Source organism: Geovibrio sp. ADMFC3 (assembly GCF_054687035.1).
On the sequence record NZ_BAAFZG010000002.1, the window covers coordinates 1,970,540 to 1,986,934 of the forward strand.

The window sequence follows — 16,395 nt, forward strand, 5'->3', positions numbered from 1 at the left end:
TCTGTTATTATCCGGTACAGGGTTTAAGAAAATTTATTATTGGAATTGCGATATATGGAAGATGTAAAGATCTGGGAAGAGGTTCTCAAAGAAGCAAAGAAACACTGCTCTGACGATGTGGTGTCAACATGGATAAAGCCCCTTCAGATGGTTGAAGCGAGAGGGGACCTGATTACCCTTCAGGCTCCCAACAGGTTTTACAAAAACTGGGTTGAGGAGAAATACCTTGATACTCTGAGAACAATTTTTAGGGAAGGGCTTTCCATTGATGCTGATGTACGCATAATAACGGGTGACGCTCCGAAGGCTCAGGCGGCATCTCCGGCTGTGGCTGCTTCTGCTCCCGTGTCTGACTACAGGATTCCTGCAACATCAAACCTTAACAGAGACTATATTTTTGAAAACTTTGTCGTGGGAAGCTCAAACCAGTTTTCCCATGCGGCATGCCTCGCTGTTTCCGAAGGGCATTTCCAAATGTATAACCCTCTTTTTATATATGGCGGTGTTGGTTTGGGGAAGACTCACCTCATGCAGGCGGCCGGAAACAGAATTATGGAAAAGTTTCCTAAACTGAAAGTGCTTTACATAACATCAGAAACATTTACCAATGAGATGATTCAGTCTCTTAAAACAAAGAAAATGGACGAATTCAGGAGCAAATACCGCAATATAGATATGCTTCTTTTTGATGATGTGCAGTTCCTTGCCGGGAAACAGCGCAGCACGGAAGAGTTCTTTTACACATTCAACACGCTTTATGAATCACAGAAACAGATTATTCTTACCAGCGATAAGACCCCGAGCGAGATACCCGATCTTGAAGAACGAATGAGAAGCCGCTTCGCATGGGGACTCATAGCAGATATTCAGGCTCCGTCAACGGAGGAAAAAGCAGCTATCATAATGAAGCGTGCGGATATTATGGGGCTGAAACTGTCTGACGAGCTTGGTATCTTTCTTGCGGAAAACATCAAGACCGAAAATATCAGGGAGCTTATCGGTGCATTGGTGCGTTTAAGCGCTTATGCCTCTTTCCATAACGAACCGCTGAGTATCGCCCTTGCGAGAAAGTCCCTTGATAAATTTCTTGTGCGTAAGGATAAGATGGTGACGGAAGACAATATTATCGATGCGGTTACCGGATATTTTAATGTCAAAATGAGCGACCTCAAGTCAAAGAAGCGTACGAAAAGCATTTCGCTTCCCCGCCAGATCGCAATGTATATACTCCGTAATAAGCTGAACATTTCCTTGCAGGAAGTGGGTGAGCTGTTCGGAGGGAGAGACCACTCCACTGTTCTGCACTCTGTTCAGTCCATCGAGAAGAAAAGCAAAGAAGATAAAGAAATTCAGGAGATTATAGCAACTCTGGAAAAGAGTCTTTACTCATAATCGTTCAGAATAGTATATCGCCCTTGCCGGCGCAGATTAACCATATGCTTTTGCGGCGAGTTTAAACAGGCGGACAGCTTTTTTCAGATCCGCCTTTACCCCTTTTCCCTCGTGATACATACAGGCGAGGTTATAAAGAGCTTCCGGGTGGCGCTGACCTGCCGCCATTGTGAGCCATCTGACCGCTTCTTCATAGTCTTTCATCGTCCCTTTGCCCGCTGCATGCATTAGTCCCAGCTTGTTTTGCGCTTCTGCATTTCCCTGTACAGCCGCCTTGTGGTAATAGGCAAAGCTTTTATCGTAGTCTCTCAGAACATGTTTCGCCGACTGATAATAGAATCCGAGCTTATACTGCGCTCTGTCATGCCCTCTTTCCGCCGCTTCCTCAAGAAGTTTCACAGCCAACAGAGGGTCTTTATGCCCCGTATCTCCCTTTATCAGTATCATTGCCGCCCTGTACGCCCCTTCGTTAACACCCCTTTTGGCAGAGGCTATATACAGTTTAAGGGCACGCCTCAGATCGTGGGGGAGACCGAATCCGTTTTCATACATTGTCCCCAGAGCAAACACAGCTTCAGGTATATTCTCATCCGCAAGGGTTGAAAATATGCGGTATGCCTTGGAAAAATTCTTTTCCTCAAGAGCTTCCGCACCTTTCTCCATAGTGGGTCTTCCGCCGATTCGCAGAAGTTTTTTTATCAGTTTAATTTTAAGGCTCCTTGAACTGTGTTATGCTACAGACATCAGGTGTTATGCCACAATTAGCTTTATTTTTTAACAGTTTTATTATACTATGCAGTTTTTACAGGGGTAAGACCAATTTATTTAAGGGAGTTTCAGGGATGAGTAAAAAGGATTCAGATTCCGAAAAGGTTCAGGCCGTCGAAGTTAAGTGTCCCAAGTGCGAGTTTACCCAGATCAAATACATCCCTAAAGAGCAGATCGGCAAATGTCCCGAATGCGGCTCCAACATGATTATTTCAGAAATTCTCGAAGAAGGAAAATCCTATTAGGAGGAGTAATATGAAAAAATTACTGGTAATTCTTGCCGTAATGGTGATGAGCTTTGCCTGCTCATCTGAAAAAAAAGAGGCCGGTGCTTCAGGGGCTGCTGCGCCCGCTGCGGCGACATCTGTTCTTGATGAAATAGTGAAAAGAGGCGAACTTCACGTTGGTCTTGAAGCAGGCTATATGCCCTTTGAACTCAAAAACAAACAGGGCGATATAGTTGGTTTCGATGTGGATATGGCTGAAAGAATGGCTAAAGACCTCGGAGTTAAGCTTGTTCTTGTTAACACAGCATGGGACGGCATCATCCCTTCACTGCTCACAAAGAAATTTGACATCATCATGTCAGGCATGACAATCACTCCTGAAAGAAACATTCAGGTTAACTTTGCTAACCCCTACATCACAATCGGTCAGACTATTCTTATACACAAGAAACACGCTGACGTAATAAAAAGCTACAAAGATCTTAACGACCCTAAATACATAATCTCCACAAAACTCGGCGTTACCGCTGATTATGCCACTAAGAGATATATGCCCAATGCAACAATCAGACTGTTTGAAACAGAGCAGGAAGCTGTTATGGAAGTTATCAACGGCAAAGCAGATGCTTTTGTTTATGACCTTCCCTACAACGCATCTTTCTACTCTCAGAACAGTGAAAACCTTGTTTTTCTTGATGATCCCTTCACTTACGAACCCCTCGCATGGGCGATCAGAAAAGGCGACTATGATTTCATGAACTGGCTGAACAACTTCCTCGCTCAGGTTAAAGGCGACGGTTTCTATGAGGACACATATAACAAATGGTTCCTCTCCAGCGACTGGCTTAAAGACGTACAGGAATAATCAGGAATAATACGGAGTAGGCAGTAGTGACCCGTTCAGGAAAAAACCTTATCTGGAATATAGCGTTTTATATGCTGATTGCTGCGGCGTTGGTCGGTTTGTATGCCGCAACGCTGAAGATCGACTATAAATGGCGCTGGAACAGGATACCGCAGTTTATTATATATTCTGCGGAGGAAACGGTAAAAGCTCCTTTCGACGGCAGAGCAGCTGTTGAAAAAGGCAGAATAAGCATTATCCCCGATGGCGGAGGAGACCCCTTCGTTGTTGAAAAGCCGCAGACAAGCAGGCTGGGTGACGGAGATACCGTTCTGAAGGGGCACACTGTTGCCGTAAATAAATCGTGGAAGGCAGGTCCGCTTCTTATCGGGCTTGCCACCACACTTCAAATATCCTTCTTTTCTATTATCTTCGCTGTCATAATCGGTGTTTTTGCCGGTCTTGCCAGAATTTCGAGCAACCCGATGTTTAAAAAGCTCTCCATCCTTTATGTTGAGCTTATCAGAGGCACTCCGCTTCTGGTGCAGATATTTATCTTCTACTTTTTTATCGGAACCGTTCTGTCTCTGGATCGCTTTACTGCTGGTGTGGCTGCTCTCGCGGTTTTCACCGGTGCTTACGTGGCGGAGATTGTCCGTGCGGGGATACAGTCCGTCCATAAGGGACAGATGGAGGCAGCCCGAAGCCTCGGTATGAGCTACACCAAGGCGATGATTTATGTCGTGCTGCCGCAGGCTGTGAAAAGAACTCTTCCCCCAATGGCGGGGCAGTTTATCTCTCTCATAAAGGACTCTTCCCTTGTGTCCGTCATCTCCATCACGGATCTCACCAAAGCAGGCAGGGAAGTAAGTGCCACTACCTTCAGCCCGTTTGAAACATGGTTCACCGTTGCGCTTCTTTATCTTGTGCTGACATCAGGTCTTTCTGTTCTGGTACAGAAACTTGAAAAGAAAATGGCAAGCAGTGATTGATGGGAGGCACACAAATGATTAAAGCAAGAGAAGTTTTTAAAACATATCCCAACGGCGTTCAGGCGCTTAAAGGGGTCGATCTGGATGTAGCCCAGGGAGAGGTGGTGGTTATCATCGGTCCTTCCGGTTCAGGCAAATCCACAATGCTGAGAACTCTTAACCTCCTTGAGAATGTTACTCAGGGAGAGATTGAAATAGACGGAAATTCGCTCACTCACCCTAAAACCAATATCAACAAACTCCGTGAGGATGTTGGCATGGTGTTTCAGAGCTTTAACCTTTTTCCCCATAAAACAGTGCTGGGCAATATCACCCTTGCTCCTTTGAAAGTTAAAAAGATGAAGGAAGCGGAGGCTGTTAAAATCGCCGAGAGTCTGCTTGCGAAAGTTGGTCTGGCAGATAAGCGAGACAGCTACCCGTCACAGCTTTCCGGCGGACAGCAGCAAAGGGTGGCAATAGCCCGTGCCCTTGCCATGCACCCCAAGGTTATGCTTTTTGATGAACCCACAAGTGCCCTTGATCCGGAAATGATAGGTGAAGTGCTTGATGTTATCAAAACCCTTGCCAGAGAAGGGATGACAATGGTTGTTGTCACTCATGAAATGGGCTTTGCCCGTGAAGTGGCTGACCGTGTTGTCTTTATGGATGAAGGGCTTAAAATTGAGGAAAACACCCCTGAGGAAATTTACAACAACCCGCAGAATGAAAGGCTTAAAAAGTTTTTGAGCCAGATCCTTTAAGGTCAACTCAAGGGGTTTTTCTTTATACAAGAAAGACCCCTTAAATTTTTATTAAACTTTGTCAATTATTTCTGAAATTCATAAAATTCTACTTAATCACAAATAATATATTAGTTTTCTGAAGAAAAATGAGAAATATTTTTATTAAATAAAAGCTAAATCCATGGTTTTTTTTTAAAGAGTGTTATTATCATAAAAAAGACAGTTAAGTTGGTTTTCTACAAGGGCTTCAGCTCAATTAATAGATGAATTTTCCACTAGCTGTATATACAAAATTTGGGACGATGGTTTAGCAGTCGTTCATTATTTACTCAGAGGTATCTTTATGAAAAATATCAGCATCAAAACCACATTGTATTTGATGGTTTCCCTGTCTGTGTTTTTTATGCTCGTTATTGGAGCATATTCGATCTTTTCGATCAGAAAGGTGAACAGGTCTCTTGAAACTGTTTACAGTGACAGGGTAATTTCTCTGAAAAACCTGAAAAGATCCGCAGATGCGTATTCTCTGGATATTATCGGCTCTGCAAACAAGGTAGCTCAGGACAGCTTATCATGGGACGACGGGCTGAAAACTGTGGAAAAAGCAGAAGGTGTCATAAAAGAAGAATGGGGCGCATATCTGGCAAGCTACCTTGTACCCGAAGAAAAACGCTTGGCAGATCAGGCGATAGCCATAATTGTGGATACGGATAAATCAGTGACTAAGCTCCGGCGGATTCTGAGTGAGAAAAACTCGGCGAATCTTGATGAATACATAAAGAATGAGCTGTACACACATATTGATCCCGTGCTTGATATTTTTAACTCTCTTGTGGATATTCAGCTTTCAGTTGCCGAAGATGAATATAACTCTTCAAAGAAGAGATACGTTATTCTTCTTTCTGTTATAATTTCGATTTCAGCAGCAGCATTTATTATCTCTTCAATAGTTTCTTATACGGTTATCAGATACCTGACATCAAGCCTGCTTAAAGGAGTGGACGCCGCCAATAAGCTTGCGGAAGGAGATCTTTCTATTCTGGTGGATACGGACGGCAAAAACGAGGTATCACGCCTTGCACACTCGCTCCACCATACAGCGGGTAAACTTAATGAGGTGGTTAAGCAGTCTCTTGCAATATCTGAAAGCCTCGCAGGAGCAAGTCAGCAGCTTTCTGTGAGTTCCGATGAAATGAATCAGACAGCAAGTATGCAGACTGAGAAGATTATTCAGGTCGCCTCAGCACTTGAAGAGGTTTCGACAACTATAAACGGAGTTGCCAACAACGCCTCAAATATGAATAAGAAAGCTAATGAAACAGTAGCCGCAGCGAAAGAAGGTAATGTAATCATTAAGAAATCCATCGAAGATGTTGAAGGCATCGCAAGGACTGTTGACTCATCCATAAGCCTTTCACAGTCTCTGGAAAAAAACTCTTTCCGAATTGAGGAGATCCTAAGCGTTATTACGGATATAAGCGAGCAGACAAACCTTCTTGCCCTTAATGCAGCCATTGAAGCAGCAAGAGCAGGCGAGGCAGGAAGAGGATTTGCTGTTGTTGCTGATGAAGTGCGCAAACTTGCGGAAAAAAGTGCCCACGCCACTTCTGAGATATCCGGAATAGTTACGGCAATCAGAAGCGAAGTTAAGAATGTCGTTAACGCCATGGAAAAGATATCAGATAAAGTGAGTTCCGGCGTAAAACTGTCCGAAGAAACGGGTAAATCGTTTAATGTGATTCTTGTCAGTCTCAATAATCTGACGGAAGAGCTTATAATCATATCTTCATCTATAGAGGAGGTTTCTGTCACTGCAGAAGGTATATCCGGTGATGTTCAGGCTGTTTCCGCGGCATCGGAAGAGGCTTCCGCAGCGGCAAACGAGGTTAATACCGCTTCTGATAATCTGGCAGAACTTGCTGTATCGCTTCAGAACTCAATGAATTATTTCAAAGTTAAATAAATTCAGATAATGGCGGAATCCCCACGCTGAATAAAGCAGGGGTTTCCGCTAATTTTCCTTTTCGAGCCTCTTTCGTTCCTCTTCAATATTTTTGCTTATGAGTAGAACAGCCAGAGCATAGTTTGCACTGTTGTTGTAACGCATAATTGTTCTGAAGTTTCCGAATACTGCCCAATGCTCAAAGCCTCTGTCGGTTTCGAGTTTGATAACATTGACTTTTTCATCCGGTTCTGCCGGCAGGGCGAAGATTATTCCGTTTTCCTCAAGTTCTCTTACTGTGAATTTAGGTTCATAGCCCTGACCGAGAAATTTTTCAAAACCGCTGCCTTTAAGTTTTATTGCCGTGGGTTTATCCTTTTGCCAGCCGTATTCGGAAAGGTAGTTAGCCACACTTCCTATGGCATCTGTTCTACTGTTTACAAGGTCAACAAGTTTGTCTCCGCCGAAATCCACGCCGAATTTATTTATGTTGCTCGGCATAAACTGCGGTATTCCCACAGCCCCGGCGTATGAGCTTTTAAAGGAAAACGGGTCAATTCCGTTCTTTTCTGCATATGCTATCAGAGCTTCAAGCTCGGAAAGAAAGTAGTCCGAACGTCTGGGGTAGAAAAAACCAAGTGTGGCAAGCACGTCTACTGCTCTATGCTGCAGCTTGTAATCACCGTAATTTGTTTCAACGGCAAGGATGGCTGCTATTATCTCCGGTGTTACACCATATTCTGCATAGGCAAGTTCAAGGCTTGCTCTGTGGTTCAGATAAAATCTGCCTCCCTTATTGCTCCTAGAGTCAGTTACCATCCCTTTTTTGTAAACTCCCCAGCCGCTGCGCTCAAACTGTCTGTCCATGAGAGACAGCGCCTTGTCGGAATATTCTGCGTTCTGAATGAGAAGAATCGTCTGTATCGGGTCTATGCCGTATTTTTGATGAAGTTTATCGGCAAATGTAAGTGACTCTTCCGTAAGGGGCACGGCAAAAACAGCAGAACTTGTTAAGAACAAAATAAGCACTGTGTAAATAAGTTTTTTCATAAAAGCATTATCGTCCTTTTTAGGTACAGTTGTTATATAAAAATTGTAAAATCAGCATATGCGTTTTTAATTTGTTGACATTCATACGCTGATGAATATCATAGCCCGATGATAGTTGCACCTTCTATATTAAGCGCAGATTTTTCGAGACTGGCAGAAGAGATAAAAGCCATTGACGACGGCGGGGCGGATTGGATCCACCTTGATGTCATGGACGGCGTATTTGTGCCCAATATCACCTTCGGCGCACCTGTGGTGAAACATCTTCGCAAAACCACCCGGAAGCCTTTTGACGTGCATCTTATGATCATCGATCCTGACAGATATATCAAAGACTTCGCTGATGCAGGCTCAAACCTTATCACTGTGCATTATGAAGCATGCACACACCTTCACAGAACAGTGAGCGAGATCAAAGTTCACGGCTGTAAGGCGGGTGTGTCTCTTAATCCTCATACTCCGGTTTCTGTCCTTGAGGAAATTCTCCCGTGCCTTGATATGGTTCTAATTATGTCTGTGAACCCGGGATTCGGCGGTCAGAAGTTTATCGAAAGTTCAGTTAGTAAGGTGGCAAAACTTGCTGAAATGAAACAAGCTCTTAACCCTGATCTCATAATAGAAGTTGACGGCGGAGTTACAGACAAAAATGTAAATATTCTTGCTGACGCAGGTTGTGGTGCTGTCGTGGCGGGAAGCTATGTTTTTGGTGCATCTTCATACGCTGACGCAATAAAATCTCTCAAGTAGTCTAAGCTTTCCCCTAACATTTAACACTTTTTAACATTTTTCAAAATAAGACAATCCCTTATCGTGTTGCCGAGTGTTCTTTCAGCATGGTATAATTCTTACAAAGTTACTTATGTTTCTTTTTTAGCTGCTTATGGTGCTTTTTGTTGAAGCATGAGAAAAAGGCTGAATAAAACAGGCGGTAGGGCAAACGCTCGAAGACTGGGCTGTTTTCGGGCATTTTCAGTCTTAATACAGCCTGCTTCTGCGGCAGAATGACGTGGAAGGGTCAGGCTTTTTGTTATTAAGGTAGACACAGGAAGTGCCTACGCCGTGTGTAGCGAAGGTCTGCTGTGCAGCTTGCGAACAAGTAAGCAAAAACTACAGGACGTATGTTTTTTTAGTTATTAAGGTAGACACAGGAAGTGTCTACGCCGTGCGAAGCGAAGGTCTGTTTCACAGACCGCGAGCGTGTACTAAAAAAACACAGGACGTAGTTTTTTTAGTTATTAAGTAAGACAGGAGGTTCATATGGCATATTCGGTATTGGTTGTCGACGATGAGTCGGAAATAAGGCTGCTTTACCGCACAGAGCTTGAAGACAACGGTTACAAGGTTTTTGAAGCCTCAAACAGTGCCGAGTGCTTTAAGGTTCTTGAGAAAGAGAAAATCGATGTTATTCTTCTCGATATAAAACTTAAAGGTGAGAGCGGGATTGACATTCTTCAGGAAATCACCAAAAAGTATAAAGGTGTCAAAACTATACTTGCGACGGCGTACAGCGCTTATCAGGATGACTTTTCCACATGGCTGGCAGACGGATACTGGGTTAAGTCGCCTTCTGATCTGGACTCGCTTCTGAACGAAATTTCCGCCGTGATCAAGAAGAGTAAAGTCTGATTTCTGTGAGAATTAATGATAAATACGACTGTCAGGATAGATATAACGGCGCTGAAACTGCGCCCGCAGATAAAAACAAGATAAATAACGAGGGAATATAATGAAAGCAGTGGTTATGGCCGGCGGATTCGGAACAAGGATTCAGCCCCTGACATCCAGTGTTCCGAAACCGATGATTCCGGTTATGAACAAACCTATGATGGAGTACATTATTGACTCCCTGAAAAATGCAGGGATTGTTGATATCGTTATCCTGCTTTATTTCAAGCCGGAAGTAATAAAAAGCTACTTCGGTGACGGCAGCGGCAAAGGTGTAAACATCCGCTATGTTCAGCCGGATGATGATTACGGAACAGCGGGAGCAGTTAAAAAAGCGGAAGCATATCTGGATGAGCGCTTTATAGTCGTAAGCGGTGATCTCATTACGGATTTCAGCATACAGGAAATAATCGGCTATCATGATTTCAAACAGTCAAAAGCCACTATCACACTTACCTCCGTGCCTGATCCTCTTCAGTTTGGTGTGGTTATTACTGATAAAGACGGGCAGATAGTCCGTTTTCTGGAAAAGCCGGGCTGGGGTGAAGTTTTCAGCGATACAATAAATACGGGAATATATGTTTTTGAGCCTGAAGTGCTTAAATACATACCTGAAAACAGCAACTTCGACTTTTCAAAAGATCTGTTTCCTAAACTCATGGCAGGGGGAACAAAAATTTACGGTTACAATGCAAAAGGCTACTGGCGTGATGTGGGCAACCCCGATTCATACCGTGCGGCATTGCAGGATATACTGGCAGGAGAAGTGGAGCTTCCTCTGAACGGAACTGCTGAGGAGCAGGCGGGCGGAGTATGCTACATGGGAAAGGATGTGGAAGTCGGCGAGGGTACAGTCTTTGAGGGGCTCGTGCTTCTTGGTGACGGATGCTCTGTGGGTAAAAATGCCAAAATCAAAGACACTGTGATAGGCAGCGGCTGCTCCATCGGTGATGAAACCTCTGTAAGCTCCTCTATTCTTTGGAATAATGTTGAGATAGGCTACTCCTGCAATATAAAAAACGCTGTTCTCTGCAACGGTGTGAAGCTCGGTAAAAAGGTTCTGGGCGAAAGCGGATTCATTATCGCTCAGGATACGGAAGTGGGCAATTATGTCATTTTTGAAAAAGACGTTATGGTGTGGCCTAACAAGCAGATAGAAGAGAGCTCAATAGTGAGCAGCAACCTGATCTGGGGCGATAAATGGAAGAAGTCTATATTTGAAGGCGGCAAGGTTTCCGCACGTACAAATGTGGAGATGAGTCCGGAACTTGCAGCCAAGCTTGGTTCCGCATTCGGCAGCCAGCTTCCGGCGGGTTCAAGGGTGCTTTTAAGCAGGGATTACCACAGGGGCTCACGGATGCTTAAGCGCTGCTTTCTCGGCGGTCTGCTTTCAACAGGTGTAAACGCAACAGATGTGCGTATGTCTCCGCTGCCTGTTATGACTCATAAGCTTTCAACTTTTGGCGAGGTCGCCGGTGTATATTTCCGCCAGTCGCAGACCGATTCCACTCATACTGAAATATTATTCTTTGATGAGCATGGAACAACGATAGATTCAAATTTTGAGAAAAATATAGAGCGTGTTTTTTTCCGTGAGAACTTCCGCCGTGCTTCCCACGAGGAGATAGGTGAGATATACGAACAGCCTATGGTAAAAGAATTTTACCGTGAAAGCTTCATGCGGAATATCGACCTGGCTCTGGTTAAGGCTCGCAGATTTAAGCTTGTGGTAGATCTTATGAACGGAACTACGGATAATGTTTATCCCGAAATTCTGAATAAGACCGGCACTGACTCAGTAATCCTTAACGCTTATCAGGATGAGAAAAAGCTCTCCAAAACCATCCATCAGCTCGCTACCTCGATCAAAGAGGTGTCCGATATTGTGAAAGTTATGGAGGCTGATCTCGGCTTTGTCGTATATCCCCACGGCGAAAGGCTTAATATCATCACTAACGAGGGAAAAAGCCTGCGTTCTGACAGGGCGCTGATGTTTATCCTCAAGCTTATGGATCTCACTGCCAAAAAGAAAATTAAAGTCTATCTGCCGGCCTACGCCCCCACGGTTCTTGATGCTGAACTGAAGCATACTGAGATAGTGAGAGGCAAAGTGGCAGGTCTTAAAAGTGAATATCTGAGGAATTTTGACTTTGTAGGCAACCTGAACAACAACTACATGTTTACGGATAACGGAACAAACACGGACTCAATGTTCGCTTCTGTTAAAATTCTTGAGTTGCTTGCGAAGGTGAATATAAGCGTTTCTGATATCATGAAGCTTATTCCCACGTATTACTTTGTGCATAATGTTATTAACTGCCCTCTGGAGCTTAAGGGATTCCTTATGAGGAAAATGAGTGAAGAGGCAATGGATAAGGAAGCGTCTTTTCTGGACGGCATAAAGATAATGTTCGGTGAAAAAGGTTGGGTTCATATGGTCCCCGACCAGTATTCAGCTAATGTCCATGTTTATGTAGAGTCTATGAGCGAAGCCGAAGGAAAGAAGCTGCAGGATGAATACATAGACAAAATTCAGCTCTGGCTGGAGGAACAGTCCTAGTATGAAGAAACTGAATCTCGCTTTTTTATGGCATATGCACCAGCCTTTTTATAAGGACGGACAGAATGGAACATACCACATGCCGTGGGTTTTTCTTCATGCCATAAAGGACTACTATGAGATTCCCCGATACCTCAAAGACTACAAAGGGATAAGGCAGACCTTTAACCTTGTCCCTTCTCTTCTTGTTCAGCTTAAGGACTACGAAGATATAAACGTTGACGACATATTTTTTAAAACCATGCTGAAAAAACCCGCAGATCTCACACATGAGGAGAGATGCGGATTTGTGCCTCAGCTTTTTATGGCAAATTTTGCCAATATGATAGCTCCTTTCCGCAGATATGCGGAGCTTTACAGCAAAAACAGCCGCAGCGGAATGTTCGAGAACACAGAAAGGCTTTTCAGCGATGCCGAGATTCTGGATTTGCAGGTGCTTTATCTCCTTAGCTGGACAGGTAATTTCTTCAGAACGGAATATCCGTTGATTGCAAATCTTATATCAAAAGGAGCAGGCTTCTCTCAGAATGATAAAGTCAGCCTGATGGAAACCTTATGCGAGGCGGTTAAACGTATTGTCCCACTCTACAGCGAATTGCAGAATGAAGGGATTATCGAGGTATCTGTTACTCCGTTTTACCATCCTATACTGCCTCTTCTGATAGATCTGGACTCTGCAAAGGAAGCTTTGCCGGAGATACCTATGCCTTCGGCGTTCGGCGATTTCGGACGTGATCCGCAGTGGCATGTGGAGGAAGCGGTCAGGTATTATGAAAAGATATTTGAACGCAAACCTTCGGGCATGTGGCCTGCGGAGGGAAGTATAAGCGGACGGGCGGCAGAATTGTTTGCCGGAAACGGTATAAAATGGATAGCCAGCGATGAGGATGTTCTCGCAGGCTCCGCAGGGTTCAATTTCTCCGTATCGTCCGAAAGAAAAAAGCTTTACAGGCGGCACTACTACGGAACTCAAAGCGGGCGGATTGATATATTCTTCCGTGATAAACTGCTGAGTGACCTCATAGGCTTCACATACAGCGGTCAGGATGCTGACAAGGCTGCGAATGATTTTGTGGCGAAGCTGAAAGTAATTTATGAGTCAGTGGATGAGTCAACCCTTGTTCCGGTAATTCTGGACGGGGAAAACGCATGGGAATATTACCCCGAAAACGGAGAAAGATTTTTCCGTGCCCTTTATGAAAGGATACAGAAAGAAAAATGGATAAACACCGTGACCATGTCAGAGGCGATGAATCTTCAGGATGTGCCGGAAAGCAGACTTGGTAAAATACGTGCAGGTTCATGGATATACGGCAATTTTACAACATGGCTCGGTCACAGGGAAAAAAACGAGGCGTGGCGTCTGCTTAATGCCGCTCGTCAGGCTGTTGACAGGGAACAAAACGCAGCAATAAAAGAAAAAGCAATGAATGAGATACACATAGCCGAAGGGAGCGACTGGTTCTGGTGGTTCGGGGATGACCATTTCAGCCTTCAGGCAGATGTCTTTGATAAGCTCTTCAGAGGTTATCTCATTAATACATATAAAATCCTAGGGACAGAGATTCCGCAGGAGCTTTACATCCCCATAAAACGCTCATATAAATCAGGGCTTATCAGGAAGCCGAAGTATTACCTCACGGCAGTGCCGGACGGCGAAGTAACAAGTTTTTTTGAGTGGCTCAGTGCAGGGGAGTTTGATCTCAAGTTTGACGCCGGAGCCATGCACGCTTCATCAAACATTCTCCGCAGACTCTTTTTCGGGTATGACAAAGAAAACCTTTATCTCCGCATTGAGGGGAGCTTCAACGGAATACTGGATAATGGATATGAAATAGAGGCGGAGATTACGGGAAGCAGCCCTGCTAAATACCGGATTCCTCTGGATACAGGCACAGGCGGAAACGGCGGCGGCGCACTCTGGGGCATAAACCGCATAGCGGAAGTTGCCCTGCCGCATAAAAACATGCCTGACAACACAGGAAGGATATACATAGTTTTCCGTCTGATTAAAGACGGTGAAACGGTTGAGCGTGCCCCTCAGTACAATATGGTCGAGGTCGATCTCTGGGACAACTTCGGAGACGACTGGATAGTATAAAAACTCTGCGTTGCTGCAAGCTCCGCATATATAAACAGGGAAAATAATATGAAAATGCCTTTTCTTTTCGGAATACACTGCCACCAGCCGGTGGGTAACTTCAGTCATGTGGTGGATGAGGCAGTGGAACGCTGCTACGCACCTTTTATGGAGACAGCGCTGCTGTATCCGAAATTTCGTTTTGCCGCACATTACAGCGGATGGCTTCTGGACTATATCAGGCAGAACCACAAGGCTGTATTCAACAACATGAAGAGACTCACTGACAATAACCAGATTGAGTTTTTCACAGGCGGATATTACGAGCCTGTGCTGTCAGCCATACCTTCAGGTGACAGAAAAGGGCAGATAGAGAAACTCAGCCGGTATATAAACAACCACTTCGGGCAGATGCCGGAGGGACTGTGGCTTACAGAGCGTGTTTGGGATCCTGCCATTATCACCGATGTTGCAGAGGTTGGTGTGCGGAACATGATTGTGGATGACTACCACTTCATTTCTGCAGGATACTACAAAGAGATGCTGAACGGTTACTACATAACCGAACAGGACGGCAAAAGGGTAAACCTTTTTCCCATAGATAAAAATCTGCGGTACCTTATTCCTTTTAAGGAAGAGGGCGGGATTGTTGAATATCTGGAGGAAACAGCAGACAACGGCGGAAAATGCTCTGTTATTTTCGATGACGGAGAAAAGTTCGGCGTATGGCCGCATACATACGAATGGGTATATGAAGATGGCTGGCTTGAAAGGTTTCTGGATTCCGTTATATCATCTGAAAAATGCGAATTTGCATTTTTCGGCGAGGTCGCAGGCGGCGTGAAGCCTTCCGGGCTTGCGTATCTGCCCGTTACATCATATTACGAAATGGGCGAATGGTCGCTTTTTACCGGCAGAATAGCCGAAATGGAAAAGCTTCAGGAGCATCTTAAGGAAGAGAGGCTGGAAGATACGGCAGAAGTATTCGTCAAAGGCGGAATATGGAAAAACTTCTTCTCAAAATATCCGGAGAGCAACCGTATTCATAAAAGAGCTTTGAGATTAAGTGCATATGCTGCTGAAGCAGATGATGAGGCTCTTACCGAGGCACTCTACAAGGCGCAGTGCAATGATGCCCTCTGGCACGGGATATTCGGCGGGCTTTATCTGCCTAACCTTAGAAATAATTCATGGAGCTTTATAATAGAGGCTGAAAAGCAGTACGAGCGCATCGCAGGAAAACAGAATGCAGGCGTGGAAACAGCGGATCTCGATTATGACGGTTATGATGATGCCTACATCCGCATGGAAAACTTCAACGCCTCATTCACATCAAGGGACTGCGGGCAGATGACCACCCTTGAGCTGAAGCGGAATAATGTAAACCTTGTAAACACCATCGCCAGAAGGAAAGAGGCATACCATGCAGCTCTCCTGAAAGAAAAGACGGATGATGATAAGAGCGGTATCTCCACAATCCATGACCTGAATGTGGAGATAACAGATGAAATGCGCAGTCTCCTTGTTTATGACTGGTACAATAAAAATTCATTCATAGACCATGTAACAGAGGAATTTGACGCTGAACAGTTTGCATTATGTGCTTTCGGTGAAATGTCCGATTTCACCAATCAGCCTGCGGAGATGACAGCAGAGGAAAGAACCCTGACCTTTAAGCGTTCGGGCGGTATATACCATGACGGCAGAGCCCACAAGGCAGAGATTGTGAAGAAATACTCCTTTGAAGATAACGGTATAGACTTTGAGATAGATATCCGAACCGATTGTCCGGCAGAGCTTGTGTATGTCTGCGAGATGAATTTTCACCTCTGGGACATGACAGGCATTACGGTAAATGGTGAGGGGTGCGGAGTTTGCCATAAGGGCGGAAACTTTGAAATAACTGACGGCATCACGGGGAAAATCATCCTTAATACTAATGCCAAAGGCGCAGAATCTTACGTTTTTTCCACTGTTTCCCAGTCGGAAAAAGGGGTGGATCTGACTGCGCAGGGGTTGTCTTTGTTCATTCCGATGAAATTTAAGGGAAATGTAAGGTTTTCCGGCAGAATTACTGTGGAATGATCGGTTGATCGGCTGAAACTACAGGTATATTATTATATTTATACAATTAATGATTGGAAGGGAGCAGA

Annotated in this window: 13 protein-coding genes; 11 read left to right on the plus strand and 2 right to left on the minus strand. The window is 44.5% G+C overall.

The window, feature by feature from the left end:
* Positions 1–54 precede the first annotated feature (54 nt).
* Complete coding sequence (gene dnaA / locus ACYRYY_RS09755) at positions 55–1,392, plus strand: chromosomal replication initiator protein DnaA (RefSeq protein ID WP_460215406.1); 1,338 nt, start codon at positions 55–57, stop codon at positions 1,390–1,392.
* 36 nt (positions 1,393–1,428) lie between these two features.
* Here dnaA and ACYRYY_RS09760 read toward each other — a convergent pair whose 3' ends face one another.
* Complete coding sequence (locus tag ACYRYY_RS09760) at positions 1,429–2,055, minus strand: tetratricopeptide repeat protein (protein ID WP_460215407.1); 627 nt, start codon at positions 2,053–2,055, stop codon at positions 1,429–1,431.
* Positions 2,056–2,234: 179 nt separating this feature from the next.
* Here ACYRYY_RS09760 and ACYRYY_RS09765 point away from each other — a divergent pair, with 179 nt between their 5' ends.
* The 5 genes from ACYRYY_RS09765 (at position 2,235) to ACYRYY_RS09785 (ending at position 6,908) form a co-directional block, all read left to right on the plus strand.
* Positions 2,235–2,405 carry a hypothetical protein gene (locus ACYRYY_RS09765; protein ID WP_460215408.1) on the plus strand — a complete coding sequence of 57 codons (171 nt, stop codon included), beginning with the start codon at positions 2,235–2,237 and terminating at the stop codon, positions 2,403–2,405.
* 10 nt (positions 2,406–2,415) lie between these two features.
* On the plus strand, positions 2,416–3,252 hold the full coding sequence (locus ACYRYY_RS09770; protein WP_460215409.1) for a transporter substrate-binding domain-containing protein: 837 nt from the start codon (positions 2,416–2,418) through the stop codon (positions 3,250–3,252).
* A 26-nt stretch (positions 3,253–3,278) separates the two neighbouring features.
* Positions 3,279–4,223: an amino acid ABC transporter permease gene (locus ACYRYY_RS09775; RefSeq protein ID WP_460215410.1), complete on the plus strand. Its 945-nt coding sequence runs from the start codon at positions 3,279–3,281 to the stop codon at positions 4,221–4,223.
* A 14-nt stretch (positions 4,224–4,237) separates the two neighbouring features.
* Positions 4,238–4,963 carry an amino acid ABC transporter ATP-binding protein gene (locus ACYRYY_RS09780; protein ID WP_460215411.1) on the plus strand — a complete coding sequence of 242 codons (726 nt, stop codon included), beginning with the start codon at positions 4,238–4,240 and terminating at the stop codon, positions 4,961–4,963.
* 325 nt (positions 4,964–5,288) lie between these two features.
* The gene (locus ACYRYY_RS09785) at positions 5,289–6,908 is read left to right on the plus strand and encodes a methyl-accepting chemotaxis protein (protein WP_460215412.1); all 1,620 of its coding nucleotides are present in this window, start codon (positions 5,289–5,291) and stop codon (positions 6,906–6,908) included.
* 48 nt (positions 6,909–6,956) lie between these two features.
* On the opposite strand, the gene ACYRYY_RS09790 is transcribed toward ACYRYY_RS09785, so the two are convergent.
* The gene (locus ACYRYY_RS09790; protein ID WP_460215413.1) at positions 6,957–7,937 is read right to left on the minus strand and encodes a lytic murein transglycosylase; all 981 of its coding nucleotides are present in this window, start codon (positions 7,935–7,937) and stop codon (positions 6,957–6,959) included.
* Between the two features lie 108 nt (positions 7,938–8,045).
* Between ACYRYY_RS09790 and rpe the strand changes: the two genes are divergently transcribed.
* From rpe to ACYRYY_RS09815, 5 genes are all read left to right on the plus strand, one after another.
* Positions 8,046–8,684 (plus strand): ribulose-phosphate 3-epimerase, encoded by a 639-nt coding sequence (rpe, locus tag ACYRYY_RS09795; protein ID WP_460215414.1) that lies wholly within the window; start codon positions 8,046–8,048, stop codon positions 8,682–8,684.
* 510 nt (positions 8,685–9,194) lie between these two features.
* Entirely contained in the window at positions 9,195–9,563 is a 369-nt protein-coding gene (locus ACYRYY_RS09800; RefSeq protein ID WP_460215415.1) for a response regulator, read from the plus strand.
* A gap of 100 nt (positions 9,564–9,663) precedes the next feature.
* A complete protein-coding gene (locus tag ACYRYY_RS09805; RefSeq protein ID WP_460215416.1) occupies positions 9,664–12,162 on the plus strand; it encodes a sugar phosphate nucleotidyltransferase in 2,499 nt (832 codons plus the stop codon).
* 1 nt (position 12,163) lies between these two features.
* The gene (locus tag ACYRYY_RS09810) at positions 12,164–14,263 is read left to right on the plus strand and encodes a glycoside hydrolase family 57 protein (protein WP_460215417.1); all 2,100 of its coding nucleotides are present in this window, start codon (positions 12,164–12,166) and stop codon (positions 14,261–14,263) included.
* A 48-nt stretch (positions 14,264–14,311) separates the two neighbouring features.
* Complete coding sequence (locus tag ACYRYY_RS09815; protein ID WP_460215418.1) at positions 14,312–16,327, plus strand: alpha-amylase/4-alpha-glucanotransferase domain-containing protein; 2,016 nt, start codon at positions 14,312–14,314, stop codon at positions 16,325–16,327.
* Positions 16,328–16,395: the final 68 nt, after the last annotated feature.